Genomic DNA, 15,730 nt, shown 5'->3' on the forward strand with positions numbered 1-15,730 from the left:
GCCCAGTGAAGAGACTTGATAGAAGCGTGATTGAGGATCGGTGGCGAGGCCAAATGACCCCATGTTCGAGGTCACATTGACAATTTTGGCAGGCTTACCGACCTTCAGTAGTGGGACCATCGCCTGGGTGACGCGAACTAGGCCGAAGAAGTTGACCTCAAAGTCTTTGCGGATCTGGTCGATTGGTAGTTGCGACGGTTTTTGGTGCGCATCGACTGCGATGCCGGCGTTGTTGATCAGGACGCTGAGATAGCCGTAGTCAGCCTGGATCTTCGCCGCGGCGGCTTTGACCTGAGCATCCTCAGTCACATCCAGCTGAATGAAGTCTGCCGTTCCCCCATCATCTCGAATCGTTTGCACAGCCTTTTCGCCGCGGGCCTGATTGCGCGCACCAATCAGGACGTGATGGCCTAATTTGGCCAAGTCTTTGGCAGTAGCAAAACCGATGCCTTTATCTGCACCAGTGATCAACGTGATTATTTCTGATTCAGGCATGAAAGGTCCTCCTTACAGATCAAAAACCTTTTCCGCAGTGCCATGGGCAATTGCTTCGCGCTGCGCCTCGGACAAGTCGGCCTGGGCGAGGAAATCGCGAACGGTGTCGCCGGACTTCACGTAAGGGAAGTCTTCAGACCACATGATGTGATCCGCACCCATTTCTGTCAGCGCCAGCTGCATTTGTGGCGCGGTGAACATGCCAGATGGTGAAATATAGACCTGACGCTTGTAATAATAAGAGAACTTGTGCGGCAGCTTGGTGACAATGCCGCTGAAGCCATCGATCCGCTCCAAGAACATCGGGACGAATTCACCCCAGTGGCCAGACGCGATTTTGAAGTGCGAGTATTTGTCCATAATGCCTGCGGTGATGATCCGCATGAGTTGAATCCCGGCTTCCATGTGCCAGCCCCACATCGCGCCAGCCATCATGCTGGAAGTCGCCGCCGGGTAAGCTTTACTGTCGTACAACATGGCGCGCTGTTCATTCGTGATGACGCCAGGGTGCAGGTACAAGGTGGTGCCCAGCTTGTCAGCAGCGGCAAAAATGGGGTCAAACTTTGGATCATCCAGGAACTGGCCGTTGATTGAACACTGATGATGCCGCCTTTCATGCCCAGTTTGGTCACGGCGTACTCGAGTTCTTCAGCGGCTTTGTCAGGCGTGTTCGCCGGCAAAGTGGCCAAGCCAGCAAAGCGAGTCGGGTACTGGCTAATGTTTTCCGCAAGTGTCTCATTTTGCGCGTGCGACCCGTCCACTGCATAAGCATCAGGCAATACCTGGGCGGAGTTACCAGCGTCCGAAATGACCTGCATGTCAATGCCGTGTTGATCCATGTACGCGACTTTTCTGCTGAAGTCGACAAGGTCCGGTTTCAGTTTGTCCTGAAAGGGGTTGTTGTTCTTCACTTCTGAATACTTGTTGAATTGCGCAATGTTTGCGTCAGTGTCGTATTGCTCTTCGACCGTGATTAGTTTCATGATTAAAGCCTCCTAGTTAAAATTCCAACCCTCATTATACTCGTGTAATCACAACTATTTTGGCTTTTATGAAGCAGATTTCTTATTTCGTCGCAGGCTCGAACCGGAATCCTGGATACTGCGTTGTAAACTGGCGCTGGGCCTCTGCGTACAGCCCCACCTTGTCAGGATCAGCCAGCGCGGCGGCGCGAGCCTCGGGCAGCTCCAGATCCTCGATATCAATACTCATTTGCCAAGCCAATTCACGCAGCGTCATGCCTTCGAATCGGCGGTAACTCGGCAGTTCGGCAGTGACGTCAGCGCCGGCCGCAAAGAGTTGGCAAAACTCCGCCGTCGCCTGCTGCAGCTTCTGCCAAAGTGCGCCTTGCTCAGCTTGAGTCGCTGTTAGCCAGGCTGCAGTCAGCTGGGCCTCGCTTTCCAGTACGCCCGTGTGCTTGAGCACTCGGCGAATCAGTGGCGCTGGCAGCGGATCCTTGGCATCGCCAAAATTCCAGGTCGCCGCGAATTGTTTGCCGTCGGTGGCTTTTGTCATCAGGTTTTTTTAGCAGTTGATTTGTTGCGTCAGTGGAAGAATTAGCCACTGAGATCACCCCCATCTGAGTACAGTTTAGCCCTTCACTGCGCTGCTCGCACGACTTTCTCGAGCGGCGGCGAACGGCCAGATTACTTGGCAGGCGCGAAAAGGGCTTCATTAGCCGCGATAAAATCGGCGACCGAGTGCGCTGGCCGGCCCAGGTAATTCGGCAAGTCTTGGGTGATCTGTTTGGCGTTGCCCATTTGGGTAATTAGGTAAAGCATCACCATGACGTTGACGAAGTCCTTCTTGGTACCACGCTGCAGCATGGTCCTGCGAAACTTCAGCAGGCTGGGTTTTGAGTAAAAGATGGGCCGGCGAGAATCTTGGACATGGTTTGGGCGACTTGGGTGTAGGTGATGGCCTCAGGACCCGTGATATTGAGCTTCTGCTCAGCTTAAATCGGCGTCGTCAGGACTTTAGCGGCGACGGCGGCAATATCGGCAGTATCGATAAAACTGGTTTTGGCGTTGCCAGCCGGGATGAACAGGTCGTTGCGCTGACAGATGTCTTCTCGGTGCGTGGTGCTCAGATTCTGCATGAAGAAGCTGGGCCGAATAAACGTGTGTGGGAGGCCGAGTGAGACGATCATTTTTTTCAATTTTGTGGTGCGGCGTAACGGGATTCTTCTCCACACCGATCATAGAGACGAAGACGGTTTGCTTAACGCCGTGTGCTTTGACTTGATTCAAGAACGGCAGCATGTCTTCCTTGGGCTTGGCCAGCTGCGGTGGGCGGACAAAAAAAAGACGCGGTCAACGCCGGCCAAGGCTTGATCGAACGTGCTGGCGTCGAGAAAGTCAAAGCGGCGCACGTCAACCGGCAAATCGCCGTACTGCGCCTGATCTTTCTTCAAATTATGTGCGCCGGCAACCAGATGAACGTCATCATCCTGGGCGAGTAGTTTAACGAGGGGAAAGCCGATATTACCGGTGCCGCCGATGATCAAAATTGTGTTAGTCATGATTTTCCTCCAATAGTTGGGTCAACATGTCGGTGAGTTGCTCCTGCTGCGCTGCTGGCAGTGGGTGTAAAAAGGTGGTGAGGGTGCGACTCGCCACCGTCTGCAACGCAGCCACCTTTGCTTTTCCGGCAGTCGTCAAAGCGAGGACGATGGCCCGCTTATCTTCTGTCGATGGCGTACGGCTGAGCCAGCTTTATCGGCCAGCCGCAGCACGACTGCCGCAGTGGTTTGGCGATCGCTGTCGATTTCAGCTGCGACCCGTGCCGCAGTGATGGGCGAGGAAGCAGGTGCAAGGCGATCCAGCGCCTCAAGGACGGCCCACTGTTGGGCAGTGGTGCCTTCCTTGCTGAGAGCGAAGTTGAGCTGATGCTTGAGTTGTTTGGCCGTTTCCATCAGTAAGTATGCCGTGTTCATGCGTTCGCCTCCAAAAAAATAATCAGTACACTGACAATAACTGTAAGTGTACTGATTATTATTGGAATGTCAATATTGGCCGGTGGGGTTAAGGGTTAGGCTTATTCGTTGCCGGTTGCGGTGCTGCCAGTGCGGCGAAGCAAGATCCAGTACAGCCCGAAAATGACGATGCCGAGTGCGACCAGCAGGCCAAACGCCCAGGCACTGCCGGCGGCAATGTTTTGCGCATGACTCCAGCCGGGATGATGGACTGCTGTCATCAGCAGTGACAAAACTGTCGTGCCGATGCCGCCAACGGCCTGCTGCCCCATGTTGTAAAGCGCGTTGGCATCAGGTTGCAGCGCCTTAGGCAGGGCCTTGAGGCCGTACGCGACCGAGTTGCTGAACGCCATCGAGCGGCCGATGGCAAAGATCAGGTAGCAATGGTGACGCCAAGCACGCCCATTGCCGGACCAAGTGCCGCCATCGCCAGGACCCCGATGGTAAACAGGCCATCGCCAAGCAGCAGTGGCAGGCGCCCCCCGAAGTGGTCCAGCATCCAGCCGTAAACTGGCTGACCCAGTCCGTTGAACACGGACCCCGGCAGGAGAATCAATCCGCCAATCAGTGCGGAAGCGCCGAAGACTTCCTGGACATAGTTGGGTAGCAGAAAGTTGATGCCCACGTTGGCAAACTGAAGGGTGAGATAAGGCAGAAAACTAAATAGGAACGCCGGCTGCTTGAAGACGGTCAGCGAGAACAGAAAGCGCGTGCTGGTGCGCGAAAGGCGCAAAAACACCGCCATGCAAAGCGCACAGACGATGAGCAGGGCCGCGACGACCAGCCAGTGCCGGCTGCTGATGGTGGTGAGCCCCAGGTTTAACGCCACAAGTGCCGCCCCAAGCAGCCCAAACCGGACCCAATCAAAGGCCAGCCGGGTTTGCGTGCTGTATTGGTGAATCTGGCCGCTGCCCAGGATCAACAGCAGCAGCGCCAGGGGCAGCGTCAGCCAGAAAATCATTCGCCAGCTGGCAAAGGCGGTGACGGCGCCCCCAAAAGTGGGCCCCAGTGCCGGTGCAATCAGGACGATCACGTTGGCGATGCCGATGTACAGGCCCAGCTTGGCCCGCGGCACGACGTCGAGAATGATGTTGACCATCAGCGGCGTGCACAGCCCGACACAGCCGGCTTGGATGAGCCGCCCGGCGAGCAGCTGAGGAAAGCTCTGCGCGGTCGCACAGAGCAGGTCACCAATGATGAACAGCATGGCTGAACTCATGAAAAGCTGCCGGTTGGTGAAGCGCCGTTTCATATACGCCGAGGTCAGCATCACTAGCGCCGCGGCGAGCAGATAGCCGGATGTCACCCACTGCACGGTTGAAAGCGACACGTGAAAGGCTTTCATCAGCGCGGGAAAGGTGGTGTTCATGGACGTTTCCGTCAGCACGCCGAGGAAGGACATCAGCGCGACAATGGCAACGACCAGCATCGGTTTTGCCTGTTTGTGAGTGGGGGTCAAAGTGATCGCTTCTTTCAGAAAATTAGATACGATCATTATAGGCCATTTTCAGGGCTGAAGTCTGCGCGACTTTGGAAAGGGTTTGCGCTAAAATGGAATGACAAGACTAAAGGAAATGAGTGGAAAAAAATTGGAACCGACGTTAATGAACATTCATCACGGTTACAACTTTCGTGATCTCGGGGGCTACCAAACCACTGACGGCTTGCATCTGCGGGCGCATCGGCTTGTGCGTTCCGGTGCCATGGACCGTTTATCGGACCGGGATGTGGCCTTTTTGCATACGTACGGGGTCCGCGTGGATGTGGATTTTCGCTCGCGTGATGAGCGCCTGGAAAAGCCTGACCGCCTGCCTGATTCGGCGCGGTACGTGTTCGATCCGGTGTTCAGCGAGGACAAGACGCAGGTGTCCAAGACTTGGGCACAGGAGCAGCAGATGTTCTCGCTGGACGCCAAGGCTGGCTACCACAACATGCTGCGGACGTATCGCGACTTAGCGCTCAGCGAATCGGCTCAGAAGGCTTACCGCGAGTTTTTCGATTTAGCGCTGGGCAACAGCAGTGACACTTTGCTGTTTCATTGTTCGGCCGGCAAGGATCGCACAGGCATGGCGGCGGTATACGTGCTCTCGGCGTTAGGGGTGGACGAGGCGACAATTCGCAAGGATTACCTGGCGACGAACCTTTTCATCCAACCGGCACTGGAAGAGGTGCTGACACAGGCCAAGGCGGAAGGCGGCAATCAGAACATGATGCAGGGACTGACAGATATTTGGACGGTTTACCCCGAGTATCTGGATACTGCGCTGGCCGCGATTAAGGACACGTACGGCGACATGCAACACTACCTGACTGAAGCCTTGCAGCTGACAAACCACCAGATTCAGACCCTGCGAAAGCTGTACCTAGTCTGATCACGGCGACTAGGACTCAAGAGACCCTGCAAGCACAAAAAAACGCGCGGTCGACGACGCGCGCGTTGACTAGTGAATGCGGGTAATGGTTTGAGTGATCGCCTGCAGCTGACTGATCAGCTGGGCTTGTTCCGCTTTGGGGACTGCCGCTTCGATCTGCTCTTCCAAATTGGTGAAAATGCCGCGAATGGCCTTGACCAGCTCCGCGCCGGCCGGCAGCAGGTAGAGCTTCTTTTGCCGCTCGTTTTCCCTGGGGATTTTCCGCTCGATGTAGCCGTGCGCTTCCAGACCCTTAAGCATGTTGGTGACCGTTGCGTTTTGCCGGTTCAGGTAGGCGGCGGCATCTTTCTGCAGGGCCCCTGGGTGATCCGCGATGTACTTGAGCAGGCGCGCCTGTGAGTTATTCAGGTGCAAGTCGCGCAGGTGGGCGTGGATGTAGCTCGTTTCGGCATTGGTGAGAGCGTGAAACTGCTCGGATAAATTCTTTGAACCGGTGATATGCATGACGAGGTCCTTTCTTGAATGCTCTTTCAGTATAGCGGAAAAAGCGCTTGAGAGGGGCAAAAAACGGTAAAATCGCTGTGCAACGGCAGACTTGGCTAGACCGATTGACCTCTGGAGGCATGACAATGACAAAACTGGACCCAACGCACCGCTACTCTAAACAAGCGGGCAAACAAACTGAGCGGGCATTCGCATGGACCTGGGGCACGGTCTTAGTCGTGCTGTTCATCGTGGCGTTCACGGCTTGGTGGTGGCTGCTGCTGGCAGTGGTGGCCGTCGTGATTGCATTTGAAGTATACACGCACCGCTTGCCTAATTTCGAGATCCTAGATATTACGGCCAATCAGTTTTTGACCGTCCCGCGCCAGGCTTGGTTGGCGTTTAAGCGCGAACATCCGGCTCAGTGGCCAAGGACGGCGTTGATCAGGACGAGTGAGTGGCGGCTGCGGCCGGCACTTTTTTTCGTCAAAAAAAAGCCGGGTGCAGCGGCACTCGGCTTTGAGAAGCTAATGAATTAAAGAAGGTGAATGTTGGCAGCTTCGCATTGGTCAATCATCGCCTGCGGCCAGACCGAGGCTTGGACCTCACCGACATGGGCCTTACCCAGGAGCAGCATGCACAGTCGGCTTTGGCCGATCCCGCCACCGATTGTGTATGGCAGTTTGCCTGCCAGCAGCAGCTTGTGGAATGGCAGCTCGGCACGGTCTTCGGCACCGGCCGCTTTGAGCTGACGGCGCATCGCGTCCTCATCGACCCGGATACCCATGGAAGAGATCTCAAGGGAGCAGCCAAGTGGTTCGTACCAGAACAGGATGTCGCCGTTCAGCTGCCAGTCGTCGTAGTCAGGGGCACGCCCATCGTGCCGCTTGCCGGACTTCAGCAGGCCACCGATCTGCATCAGGAAGACGGCGCCGTCTTCCTTGCAAATGGCGTCTTCACGCTCTTTTGGCGTGAGGTCTGGCCAACGGTCTTCCAGCTCCTGGGTGGTGTGGAAGTGAATGTCCTTCGGCAGATGGTGAACGGCCTGCGGATACTTGTACCACACCTCGTCTTCCATGTGCTTGATCACCTTGAAAATCTGACGGACGGTGTCACGTAGGGTCGCTTCGGTCCGTTCTTCTTTGGCAATGACCTTTTCCCAGTCCCACTGGTCGACGTAAATGGAGTGGAAGTTATCCAGATCCTCGTCTTTCCGGATCGCGTTCATGTTAGTGTACAGGCCTTCGTGCATGCCGAAGCCGTAGCGGTAAAGCGCCATGCGCTTCCACTTTGCCAGCGAGTGGACGATTTCCATCTGCTCGCCAGGCATGTCTTTCATGGTGAAGGAGACCGGCGTTTCCACGCCGTTCAAGTTGTCGTTTAGGCAGTTGCCTTATCGACCATCATAGGGGCGCTCATGCGCTGCAGGCCAAGCTGCTTGCCGAATTCATCCTGGAAAGTCTCGCGGATGTAGCGAATCGCGGCTTCAGTTTCTTTAACAGACAGTTTTGGATCGTAATGTTCAGGAATAATTAAATGCATAATTGTCATCTCCGCAATTTATTTCAACAAGGACAGACATGGTCGGCGCGGGCTTTCGCGCCGGCACGCTAGGGACGAAAAAAGCCTTCCGTCCCTAACGCAAGGGACGAAAGACTTTTCGCGGTACCACCCTAGTTGCCTATGTAAAATAGACCACCTCAATCCGCACTGACATGCGGTTCCGGATGATAACGCGCCGGTTGCGTCTGCGCCTACTTTGGCCATGGCCATTTGGGGCAGAGACATGAGCAAGGGTTATTCGCCAAGAGCTTGGTCTAAGTGGGTTTTCACTGACCCCACATCACTGATAGAACGCCGTTGGTTACTGGTCTTGCAAGTCTTCGTTTGTGATTGTGACTACTTTAGCACGCGGCAGCAGATTTGAAAAGGGGGCAGGCCAAAAAGTTTTTCCGCTGATCGACCACCTCAAAAAAAAGCGCCGGCGCGGCGTCGACGTTTTCTTCGGGTGGTGATTAATAGAACGACGGCTTCGGGCCATCCGTGTACGGTTGGTTGACGCCGAGCGAATCCTTAACGTACTTCTTAGGATCGTTGATCAGCTTGGTGACTAGGTCTGCGACACTCTTGCGTGAGACCTCGGTGCCTTTGAACAGGTCGTCGCGGTGCGTCAGCTCGTAGTCCACAGTGTCATTGTTTTGCAACCAGGCCGGGCGAATGATCGTGTAGTCCAAGTTGGAGTGTTCGATTACCTTGGCAGCGGCCGTGTACGGCTCCAAATAGCCGCCGTCCAACTGCTGGTGATTCCACTTGCCAAAGGCTCCTGGGACTTCGTTGTAGATGCCCAGCGTCGAAATCCAAATTAACCGGGTGACCTTGGCCAGGTCCATCGCTTGGACGACTGCCTTCGCCTGAGTTTCGATCGTTTTGCCGCCGCCCAGGTTGGCGTAGACAATGTCGATCCCGGCCATTGCTTTGTTCAAGGCGTCAGGATCGGTGGCATCGCCTTCGATGACGGTTTCCCGGTCTGGGTCGGTAACTTCCAGCCGCTTGGCGTTGCGCAAGAACAAGGTGAGGTGATGCTTCGTTTCACTCAACAACTGTTTTTCTGCAAGGCGGGCAATTTGTCCGTTTGCCCCTAAAATCAAGACATTACTCATGTGCTCACTCCTTATCGATTTAACGAATCAAGTGTAACACTTGGTTTTAGTAAGTCACCCGGACACTTCGGCTTGATTGTCCGTTACGCGATACCGGTCGAGCAAGCCGGTCAGGGCATCAGAGACAAATACGCGTAGGTTTTCCTCGACTGTGCTCGCGTCAGAACGACTGTCGGCTAGCAGCAGCTGAATGGTCGTAAACGCGTTCGCCACCAGCATTTGCGTCACGAAGCCTTGGTAGCTGGGCGTCATCACGATTTTTTTCGTGCGTTGCCAGGTCGCGCAGGATGTGGTCGATCATATCGTGTAAATGGTGTTGAATGTATCACTCGGCGCGTTTTGATCGTCAATGGCGAGTGCCTTTTGGTAAAACAGGCGGTTAGCCGTGAAGTACTGGACCATGCGGTGCAAGGTGTCCGGCCAGCGGCGGTAGTCGCCGCAGTACCACACCCGCGCATCGATTTCGGTGCGATAGATGTAGCCGAGCACTTCGTATTTGTCGCGAAAGTGGTCGTAAAAAGTTTGCCGGCGCATGTGGGTGGCGGCCATGATCGTCGTCACGGTGATGGCCTTGAATGGCATGGTGATGACCAGCTGCTTGGTGACGCGGGCAATTTCGTCTTTGGTGGATGGCACAGGCATCCCTCCTTTACCCTCAGCTTAACACCAGGGGACAAGTGCTGGCCGGTTAGAGCAAAAAAAATCCCCAAGCCAACGCTTGGGGAAAAATTCCTGCTAAAATTACCAGGCAATTTTGCCAGCGGCTTCAAGAAATTGGCCGTTGACGTCGTTGTTCTTAGCTAAAGCAAGCTCAGTGGCGGCTTTAGCGCCGGCTTCAACCGATTGTGCACCGTTTGCTTCGAACTGTTTCTTGTTGACCAAATCAGTGGCTGTCATGCCCGGGTTGACCGAGTTGAAGGTAATGTTGGTCCCAGCAAATTCTTTGGCATAACCCATGGTCAGCGCGTTGACCGCGGTCTTGGACGCCTGATAAGGCAGGTCATTAATCTTGGAGTAGCCGTACTTTGGATCCATCGCCCGAGTCAGTGAGCTCAAGTCGGAGGTCATGTTGATCACTTTTGCCCAGTCCGCGGCTTTAAGCAACGGCACCGCGGCCCGAATCACCCGATTGGTGCCATAGAAGTTGGTCGCAAAGCACTTTTCAATGTGCTCATCCGAGGTTTCGGAGGGTTTTTCAAAGGCGGGGCTGGAGATACCCGCGTTATTCAGCAGAATGTTCAGATAACCATACTTGGCCTTGATGGTCGCCATCGTTTCATCAACCGTGGCCTGGTCGGTGATGTCACAATGAGAAAGCAATACAGTGATGCCATCGTCCTGCAGTTCCTTCAAGGCGGCTTGACCCGCGGTCATGTCGTAGGCACCGATGATGATCACATGTCCCGCCTTGCCCAGGTTCTTGGCGTACTGAAGGCCCAGTCCGCGCTCTGCTCCGGTGATCAAAGTTATAATTTGTTTGTCTGCCAAAAAGAACACCCCTTTTATTTATTTGTTCATCTTAATTGTAGGCGCTGCCATCAATTTCAACAGCGAGATGTGCAACCAAAGAGGATAATTGTCTCATTTCACTTGTTTTCGTTTCGCGGGCTTTTTCGGTCAGTCGGTTTGCTATACTGAGGACTAGAAACGGAGGAATCGATAATGAACTATCGGGTATTAGGTAAAAGCGGGTTTAAGGTCAGCGAAGTCTCGTTGGGCACCTGGCAGTTGGGCGGTAAATGGGGGACACCCTTCAGCCAAAAGGACGCCGATGACACGCTGGCCGAGGCCTACGCCCAAGGGGTAAACTTCCTCGATACCGCAGACGGCTATCAAGACGGCAATTCTGAGCGAACGGTGGGCACTTTTGTCCGCGCGCATCCAGACGTTCACTTCACGACCAAAATTGGCCGCAAGGAGTCGCCGCTGACCGTCGACCACTTCGACAACGCCCACCTTGATCGGTACGTCGACGAGTCGCTGAAAAACATGAAGCTTGACGCGCTGGACATGGTTCTGCTGCACTGTCCGCCGATGGAAACCTACTATCGGCCCGAGATGTTCTGGCATCTGGACCAGCTAAAAAAAGGCTGGTAAGATCCGGAACTACGGCGTGTCTGTCGAACGCGTTGAGGAAGGCTCAAGGCGTTGCAGTACGATGTTAGCGCCGTCGAGATCATATTCAATATGTTCCGGCTGCGCCCAGCCGCCCACTTTCTCGCCACGGCAAAGGCGCAAAATGTCGGTATCTTAGCACGGGTCCCCCTCGCTTCGGGTCTGCTATCAGGCAAATACACGGCCACAACCAAATTTGCGCCGACGGATCAACGGGCGAACAACCGTCACGGTGAGCTGTTTGATAAGGGGGAGACGTTCTCCGGGGTCGACTACCTGACCGGAGTCAAGGCGGCGGCCGAGTTGAAGCGCCGGCTGGGCACGGAGGATTTGGCTGGGATGGCCCTGCGGTACATTCTCATGTACGATGCGGTGTCTGCCGTGATCCCCGGCGCCAGCAATCCGACCCAAATCGCGCGCAACACACGGGCGTCGGATCTGCCGGCGTTCACACCGGCACAGATGCAGATCGTCCGTGACGTTTACGATGAGTACATCAAAAATCCAGTCGATTATTTGTGGTAAAGCAAAGCCGCCCTGGCAAGAGCGGCTTTTTTGCATGTAAGCGATTGGAAAACAAAGTCCGACTGGCCAGATCGTGTGTCTCCACTTTCTGAGCGGTCAGTTGTCACCAGGGGACATCCGGCGCTGGTCGATGGCGTTGGCGTCAAGGAACCAGTGCCGGTGCCAATCCCCACTTAACGCGGTGAACGGCACCGGGGTCTTGCCCTGGGTTTTGACCTGGTCCAGCAGATAGTTGCGCAGGATCCAAGGATCATTGAGGGACTGTTGGGTCAGCGCAAAGAGGTGATCCAGCTTGGTGAGCGAGATCTTCAGGTCGGCTGCGACTTGCTGTTTCGTGAGGCCGGTCAGTTCAAAATTGGCTTGTAGTTCGTGGCGAGTGGCCGCCATTTGTTCGGGATTGAGTGACATTTGATCGTCTCCTTTTTGTTGTAATTACATTATAGTCAGGCACTGAAGCCAATGGCACCATGATATGCGACATTTATGTCTAGTTGTTTCAACAAAGACAATCTCAATTGTGCCTGAGTCCCCACAGTTTTGGTACAATGGAATTAATTCATGCCGTCAACGGATCATTTTCTGGAGGCACAGCGGTGAACGCAATCGAACTGATCATTAACGAGTATGCAGGTAACGCGCGCACGAAGAAGCTCATTCCCAGTCTCATCACCGCGCTTCAGGCGCAGTTCGAGTTTGCGACCACGACGTACACGCACCAGGCAGGCGATGCGCGCAAGGCAATCGAGCGCATCGTCGCAGCAGTTGGGCCCACCGCCGCGCAGCCACAAATCGTGGTGATTGGCGGCGACGGCACGCTGCACGATGTCATCAATGGGCTGCAGGACCTTGGGCGCCCAGACATTCCCGTGGGTTACATTCCCAACGGTACTGGTAACGATTTTGCGCGGGCTCATGGCATTCCGCTGGATCCACTGGCCGCCGTGGCCGCACTGAAGACGGCCGTGCCGCACGAGGCGCGCATTGGCAAGGCCGAGACTGAAGAGTTCGGCACACTGTACTTCCTCAATAACTTTGGTATCGGGGTCGACGCGCGCATCGTTTATGACACCAACCATTCGCGGGCAAAGGCGCTGCTCAACAGCGTTCACTTGGGCCAGCTTTCTTACACGGCAAACATTTTAAAGGCGGTCTCAACCCAGCACGCGTTTAAAGCCACTGTTGGCGAACAGAAAAGCGTCGTGATTCCCAACGCGTTTTTGTGCGTGTTCACCAACCACCCGTTCCTTGGGGGCGGTCTCCGGTTATTTCCGGACGCGGCGCAGGACTGGCACCAGCTTAGTTTTGTTCTAGTGCGTAAGGAGAAGTGGCGGATTCTGATTCAGGTTTTGGGCAAAATTCTCAGTGGCCAGTCGGTGCACCCCAAGCTGGCGCACCTCAAGGGTCAGCGGTTCCGGTTTGAAACCATGGCGCACGAGCACATTCAGCTGGATGGCGAGGAATACAACGCACCGGTGCACGGCGTATTGAGCCAAACTGATCAGATGATGTTGCTGCCGGCCAAGTAGTGGCAAAAAGAGCTCGTTTTCCAAAATTGGGAAGCGAGCTCTCTTCATGTTGGTCACCGGTTGACGTAGTGGTTCATCCACACGGCAAAAATCAGGGCTAACAAAAGCGACAAGGCAATCGTGATCAGCCAGCCCCCTGGTGTGTGCTCGAACGGCAAGGGCACATTTTGCCCGAAAAAGCCTGAAACGATGGTCGGTGCGGTGAGGACGATCGACCAGATGGTGAGGAATTTCATGGTGTCGTTTAGATTGTTGTTGAGGATGTTGTTGTACGTGCCTTCCAACTGGGCCAAATTTTGACTGCCCAGGCTGGTCATGTCGACCAACTGCCGCGCTTCGATCAGCACGTCTTCAAGACGCTCTTTTTCCCGCGCGGAGAAACCGTGGTAAACAGATAGGCCCTTGAGCTGTTCAAGCACGCTCTGGTTTTGACGGGCGGCGTTACCCAGGTATAGTGCGTTGGTCTCCAGATCAGACAGTTCCAGTAGGCGCTTGCGAGTGGTTTTTTTCCCGCAGGGTCTGCGCGATTTGATGGCGCTCGGTGTCGGCTTTTTCCATCAGGGGCATAAACCGCTGGGTGATCAGGTAGAGGCTTTCCAACAAGAACTGGTAAGCCGTCAAAGTGTGCGGGGCGTCAAACCGCTTGGTGAATTCCTCAATCAGGCTAGCGGCGTCGGCGTGGCCAAACGTTAAGAGGTCGCGATCCTTGATCACGAAGGTCATCTGGTGGGTTTCCGCCTGAGCGGCATCACCATCGGCGTCGGGGATGTTAAATACCAGCAGGAAGGTTTCTGCCAGACTGTCGTACTCGACATGGGCGCGCTCGTGGCGGTCGATCGCGTAACCCGTCTGCTCCGTGGAAAGCGCGTACTGCTGGGTGGCTGCTTGCACTGCCGCGGTGTCGTCTAAGTTGATGTGGTGCCAGGTCCAGCGCGCTTCTGCATGGTGTGCCTCCAATCGCTAATGCTCTTATCATACAGCAACGGCGGCTTGCCGTCACCGTGGGGAAAAGCGCGGGTTTCGCGAAATAAATTAACGGTCAGGGTTGGCACCGAACGTATGTTTTGGTGTATACTTAAGCTACGAAAAAGAGAGGACGTATACTATGGTTAAGAAATCTGCGAATGGGCAACCGTCAATGGACAGTGGCGCCCGCGAACAGGCGCTGGATGCGGCGCTGAAGAAGATCAAAAAACAGTTTGGCGACGGCGCGGTCATGAAGATGGGTGACAAGTCCTTGACCAACGTGTCGGTCATCTCCACGGGGATCCTGTCCTTGGACCTAGCGCTCGGGGTCGGCGGCTTTCCCAAGGGTCGCGTGATTGAAATCTACGGGCCTGAAAGTTCAGGGAAAACCACGATCGCGCTGCAGGCCGTTGCCAGTGTGCAAAAGAACGGCGGGACTGCCGCATACATCGATGCTGAAAACGCGATGGATCCGAAGTATGCCGAGGCGCTGGGCGTCAATATCGACGACTTGCTGTTGTCTCAGCCGGATACCGGTGAGCAAGGCCTGGAAATTGCCGATGCGCTGGTGCAATCCGGTGCGGTCAACATTGTCGTTATCGACTCAGTCGCGGCCCTAGTGCCGCAAGCCGAAATTGAGGGCGAGATTGGGGACTCCCATGTGGGTCTGCAGGCCCGAATGATGTCGCAGGCGCTGCGTAAGCTGACCTCGACGATTTTCAAGACGCAAACTATTGTGATCTTCATCAATCAGCTGCGTGAGAAAATCGGTGTCATGTTCGGCAACCCTGAGACCACGCCAGGCGGCCGCGCGCTGAAGTTCTACGCGACCATTCGGCTGGAGGTCCGGCGCGCACAGCAGGTCAAGAACGGGACTGATGTGGTCGGCAACATCGTCAAAATCAAGGTCACCAAGAACAAGGTGGCACCGCCGTTCAAGACCGTTGAAACCACCATGAGCTACGGCCACGGGATCTCGCCCGAGGCCGACATGCTGAACTTGGGTGTGGATCACGACATTGTGGAAAAGGCGGGTTCTTGGTACTCGTACAATGGTGAGCGCATTGGGCAGGGTGCCGATAACGCGACGAACTACCTGATCGCGCATCCCGATGTGACCGAGACGCTCCGCAAGCAGTTGCAGGAGACGCTGTTTGGCAACGGTGATGACGATAAAGATGAGAAGGACGATAAGGACAAGCCTGCTGCCAAAGCCAAGGATGATCCCACGACCTTAGACATCGATACGTCGGACGACAAGTAAGCCATGAAAAAAGCGTTGCGAAATTTTTTTCGCAACGCTTTTTGTCTGCGCTCAGATCAGGCGCTTACGCAGGGAACCGGAGATGAAGTCCGTCAGCGTGACCAGGATGATGATCCCGTAAAGGATGATGCCGACACGGCTCCAGGAACGCGTCTGGATGGCAAAAATCAGTGGGGTGCCGACCCCGCCGGCGCCCACCATCCCCAGGATCGAGGCGGACCGGATGGCCAGCTCGAAGCGATACAGCGTGTTGGAAACGAACTCCGGCATGAGCTGCGGCAGGCTGGCAATCAGGGTGACCTCCAGCCGCGTGCCGCCGGCCGGCGGTGACGGCCTCCCCGGCCCCGCCG

The 15,730-nt window shown here is 55.3% G+C and carries 16 protein-coding genes and 6 pseudogenes; 5 read left to right on the forward strand and 17 right to left on the reverse strand.

Translation table 11 applies throughout. From position 1 onward, the window contains the following. The 7 genes and pseudogenes from JCM13995_RS09560 to JCM13995_RS09590 all read right to left on the reverse strand — a co-directional run. Positions 1-495 (reverse strand): SDR family NAD(P)-dependent oxidoreductase (locus tag JCM13995_RS09560; protein WP_054665042.1); only part of this gene is annotated, 495 nt, incomplete at its 3' end. Between the two features lie 12 nt (positions 496-507). Further along, positions 508-1,478, reverse strand: a pseudogene (locus JCM13995_RS17770) (amidohydrolase family protein). Positions 1,479-1,560: 82 nt separating this feature from the next. Continuing rightward, positions 1,561-2,010, reverse strand: coding sequence for a hypothetical protein (locus JCM13995_RS09575; RefSeq protein ID WP_054665051.1), 450 nt, complete (start codon positions 2,008-2,010; stop codon positions 1,561-1,563). 131 nt (positions 2,011-2,141) lie between these two features. Further along, a pseudogene (locus tag JCM13995_RS09580) lies at positions 2,142-3,016 on the reverse strand (NmrA family NAD(P)-binding protein). Next, entirely contained in the window at positions 3,009-3,131 is a 123-nt protein-coding gene (locus JCM13995_RS17115) for a hypothetical protein (RefSeq protein ID WP_263849642.1), read from the reverse strand. The pseudogene JCM13995_RS09580 and the gene JCM13995_RS17115 overlap by 8 nt, the downstream one beginning before the upstream one ends. Positions 3,132-3,151: 20 nt before the next feature. Further along, positions 3,152-3,430 carry a winged helix DNA-binding protein gene (locus JCM13995_RS09585; RefSeq protein ID WP_054665054.1) on the reverse strand — a complete coding sequence of 93 codons (279 nt, stop codon included), beginning with the start codon at positions 3,428-3,430 and terminating at the stop codon, positions 3,152-3,154. A 101-nt stretch (positions 3,431-3,531) separates the two neighbouring features. Further along, positions 3,532-4,898, reverse strand: a pseudogene (locus tag JCM13995_RS09590) (MFS transporter). Between the two features lie 175 nt (positions 4,899-5,073). Here JCM13995_RS09590 and JCM13995_RS09595 point away from each other — a divergent pair. Next, complete coding sequence (locus JCM13995_RS09595) at positions 5,074-5,841, forward strand: tyrosine-protein phosphatase (RefSeq protein ID WP_054665059.1); 768 nt, start codon at positions 5,074-5,076, stop codon at positions 5,839-5,841. A gap of 69 nt (positions 5,842-5,910) precedes the next feature. On the opposite strand, the gene JCM13995_RS09600 is transcribed toward JCM13995_RS09595, so the two are convergent. Further along, on the reverse strand, positions 5,911-6,345 hold the full coding sequence (locus tag JCM13995_RS09600; protein WP_054665062.1) for a MarR family winged helix-turn-helix transcriptional regulator: 435 nt from the start codon (positions 6,343-6,345) through the stop codon (positions 5,911-5,913). 125 nt (positions 6,346-6,470) lie between these two features. Here JCM13995_RS09600 and JCM13995_RS09605 point away from each other — a divergent pair, with 125 nt between their 5' ends. Further along, on the forward strand, positions 6,471-6,863 hold the full coding sequence (locus tag JCM13995_RS09605; RefSeq protein ID WP_054665065.1) for a hypothetical protein: 393 nt from the start codon (positions 6,471-6,473) through the stop codon (positions 6,861-6,863). On the opposite strand, the pseudogene asnA reads toward JCM13995_RS09605, so the two are convergent. The 5 genes and pseudogenes from asnA to JCM13995_RS09630 all read right to left on the reverse strand — a co-directional run bounded on the left by asnA (position 6,860) and on the right by JCM13995_RS09630 (position 10,472). Next, positions 6,860-7,866 (reverse strand): annotated as a pseudogene (gene asnA / locus JCM13995_RS09610) (aspartate--ammonia ligase). The gene JCM13995_RS09605 and the pseudogene asnA overlap by 4 nt on opposite strands. 473 nt (positions 7,867-8,339) lie before the next feature. Next, positions 8,340-8,984 carry an SDR family oxidoreductase gene (locus JCM13995_RS09615; RefSeq protein WP_054665068.1) on the reverse strand — a complete coding sequence of 215 codons (645 nt, stop codon included), beginning with the start codon at positions 8,982-8,984 and terminating at the stop codon, positions 8,340-8,342. A 54-nt stretch (positions 8,985-9,038) separates the two neighbouring features. Then, the gene (locus tag JCM13995_RS09620) at positions 9,039-9,239 is read right to left on the reverse strand and encodes a hypothetical protein (RefSeq protein ID WP_156314425.1); all 201 of its coding nucleotides are present in this window, start codon (positions 9,237-9,239) and stop codon (positions 9,039-9,041) included. Positions 9,240-9,281: 42 nt separating this feature from the next. After that, the gene (locus JCM13995_RS09625; protein WP_054665075.1) at positions 9,282-9,620 is read right to left on the reverse strand and encodes a hypothetical protein; all 339 of its coding nucleotides are present in this window, start codon (positions 9,618-9,620) and stop codon (positions 9,282-9,284) included. Positions 9,621-9,725: 105 nt separating this feature from the next. Then, positions 9,726-10,472: an SDR family NAD(P)-dependent oxidoreductase gene (locus tag JCM13995_RS09630; RefSeq protein WP_054665078.1), complete on the reverse strand. Its 747-nt coding sequence runs from the start codon at positions 10,470-10,472 to the stop codon at positions 9,726-9,728. A 174-nt stretch (positions 10,473-10,646) separates the two neighbouring features. Between JCM13995_RS09630 and JCM13995_RS09635 the strand changes: the two are divergent. Continuing rightward, positions 10,647-11,624 (forward strand): annotated as a pseudogene (locus JCM13995_RS09635) (aldo/keto reductase). Positions 11,625-11,720: 96 nt separating this feature from the next. Here JCM13995_RS09635 and JCM13995_RS09640 read toward each other — a convergent pair. Further along, positions 11,721-12,032 (reverse strand): DUF2316 family protein, encoded by a 312-nt coding sequence (locus JCM13995_RS09640; protein ID WP_054665081.1) that lies wholly within the window; start codon positions 12,030-12,032, stop codon positions 11,721-11,723. A gap of 185 nt (positions 12,033-12,217) precedes the next feature. On the opposite strand from JCM13995_RS09640, the gene JCM13995_RS09645 reads away from it, so the two are divergent. After that, the gene (locus JCM13995_RS09645; RefSeq protein ID WP_156314426.1) at positions 12,218-13,150 is read left to right on the forward strand and encodes a diacylglycerol/lipid kinase family protein; all 933 of its coding nucleotides are present in this window, start codon (positions 12,218-12,220) and stop codon (positions 13,148-13,150) included. A 53-nt stretch (positions 13,151-13,203) separates the two neighbouring features. Here the strand turns inward: JCM13995_RS09645 and JCM13995_RS17120 are convergent, their stop codons facing one another. Next, entirely contained in the window at positions 13,204-13,683 is a 480-nt protein-coding gene (locus JCM13995_RS17120; protein WP_082397807.1) for a CorA family divalent cation transporter, read from the reverse strand. Further along, the gene (locus tag JCM13995_RS17125; protein WP_054665091.1) at positions 13,622-14,107 is read right to left on the reverse strand and encodes a CorA family divalent cation transporter; all 486 of its coding nucleotides are present in this window, start codon (positions 14,105-14,107) and stop codon (positions 13,622-13,624) included. Before JCM13995_RS17125 ends, JCM13995_RS17120 begins: the two co-directional genes overlap by 62 nt. 181 nt (positions 14,108-14,288) lie before the next feature. Here JCM13995_RS17125 and recA point away from each other — a divergent pair, with 181 nt between their 5' ends. After that, positions 14,289-15,380: a recombinase RecA gene (recA, locus tag JCM13995_RS09660; protein WP_054665094.1), complete on the forward strand. Its 1,092-nt coding sequence runs from the start codon at positions 14,289-14,291 to the stop codon at positions 15,378-15,380. A gap of 51 nt (positions 15,381-15,431) precedes the next feature. Here the strand turns inward: recA and JCM13995_RS09665 are convergent. After that, positions 15,432-15,730 (reverse strand): annotated as a pseudogene (locus JCM13995_RS09665) (PhnE/PtxC family ABC transporter permease); the annotation flags it as partial.

This window comes from Lacticaseibacillus camelliae DSM 22697 = JCM 13995, from assembly GCF_001311195.1.
GTDB classification, from domain to species: domain Bacteria; phylum Bacillota; class Bacilli; order Lactobacillales; family Lactobacillaceae; genus Lacticaseibacillus; species Lacticaseibacillus camelliae.

What these genes read in the sequence shown, in the direction of transcription:
- JCM13995_RS09575 (WP_054665051.1), bottom strand. Translation starts at nt 2,010, where the DNA reads ATGACAAAAGCCACCGACGGCAAACAATTCGCGGCGACCTGGAATTTT.
- JCM13995_RS09585 (WP_054665054.1), bottom strand. Translation starts at nt 3,430, where the DNA reads ATGAACACGGCATACTTACTGATGGAAACGGCCAAACAACTCAAGCAT.
- JCM13995_RS09595 (WP_054665059.1), top strand. Translation starts at nt 5,074, where the DNA reads ATGAACATTCATCACGGTTACAACTTTCGTGATCTCGGGGGCTACCAA.
- JCM13995_RS09600 (WP_054665062.1), bottom strand. Translation starts at nt 6,345, where the DNA reads ATGCATATCACCGGTTCAAAGAATTTATCCGAGCAGTTTCACGCTCTC.
- JCM13995_RS09605 (WP_054665065.1), top strand. Translation starts at nt 6,471, where the DNA reads ATGACAAAACTGGACCCAACGCACCGCTACTCTAAACAAGCGGGCAAA.
- JCM13995_RS09615 (WP_054665068.1), bottom strand. Translation starts at nt 8,984, where the DNA reads ATGAGTAATGTCTTGATTTTAGGGGCAAACGGACAAATTGCCCGCCTT.
- JCM13995_RS09640 (WP_054665081.1), bottom strand. Translation starts at nt 12,032, where the DNA reads ATGTCACTCAATCCCGAACAAATGGCGGCCACTCGCCACGAACTACAA.
- recA (WP_054665094.1), top strand. Translation starts at nt 14,289, where the DNA reads ATGGACAGTGGCGCCCGCGAACAGGCGCTGGATGCGGCGCTGAAGAAG.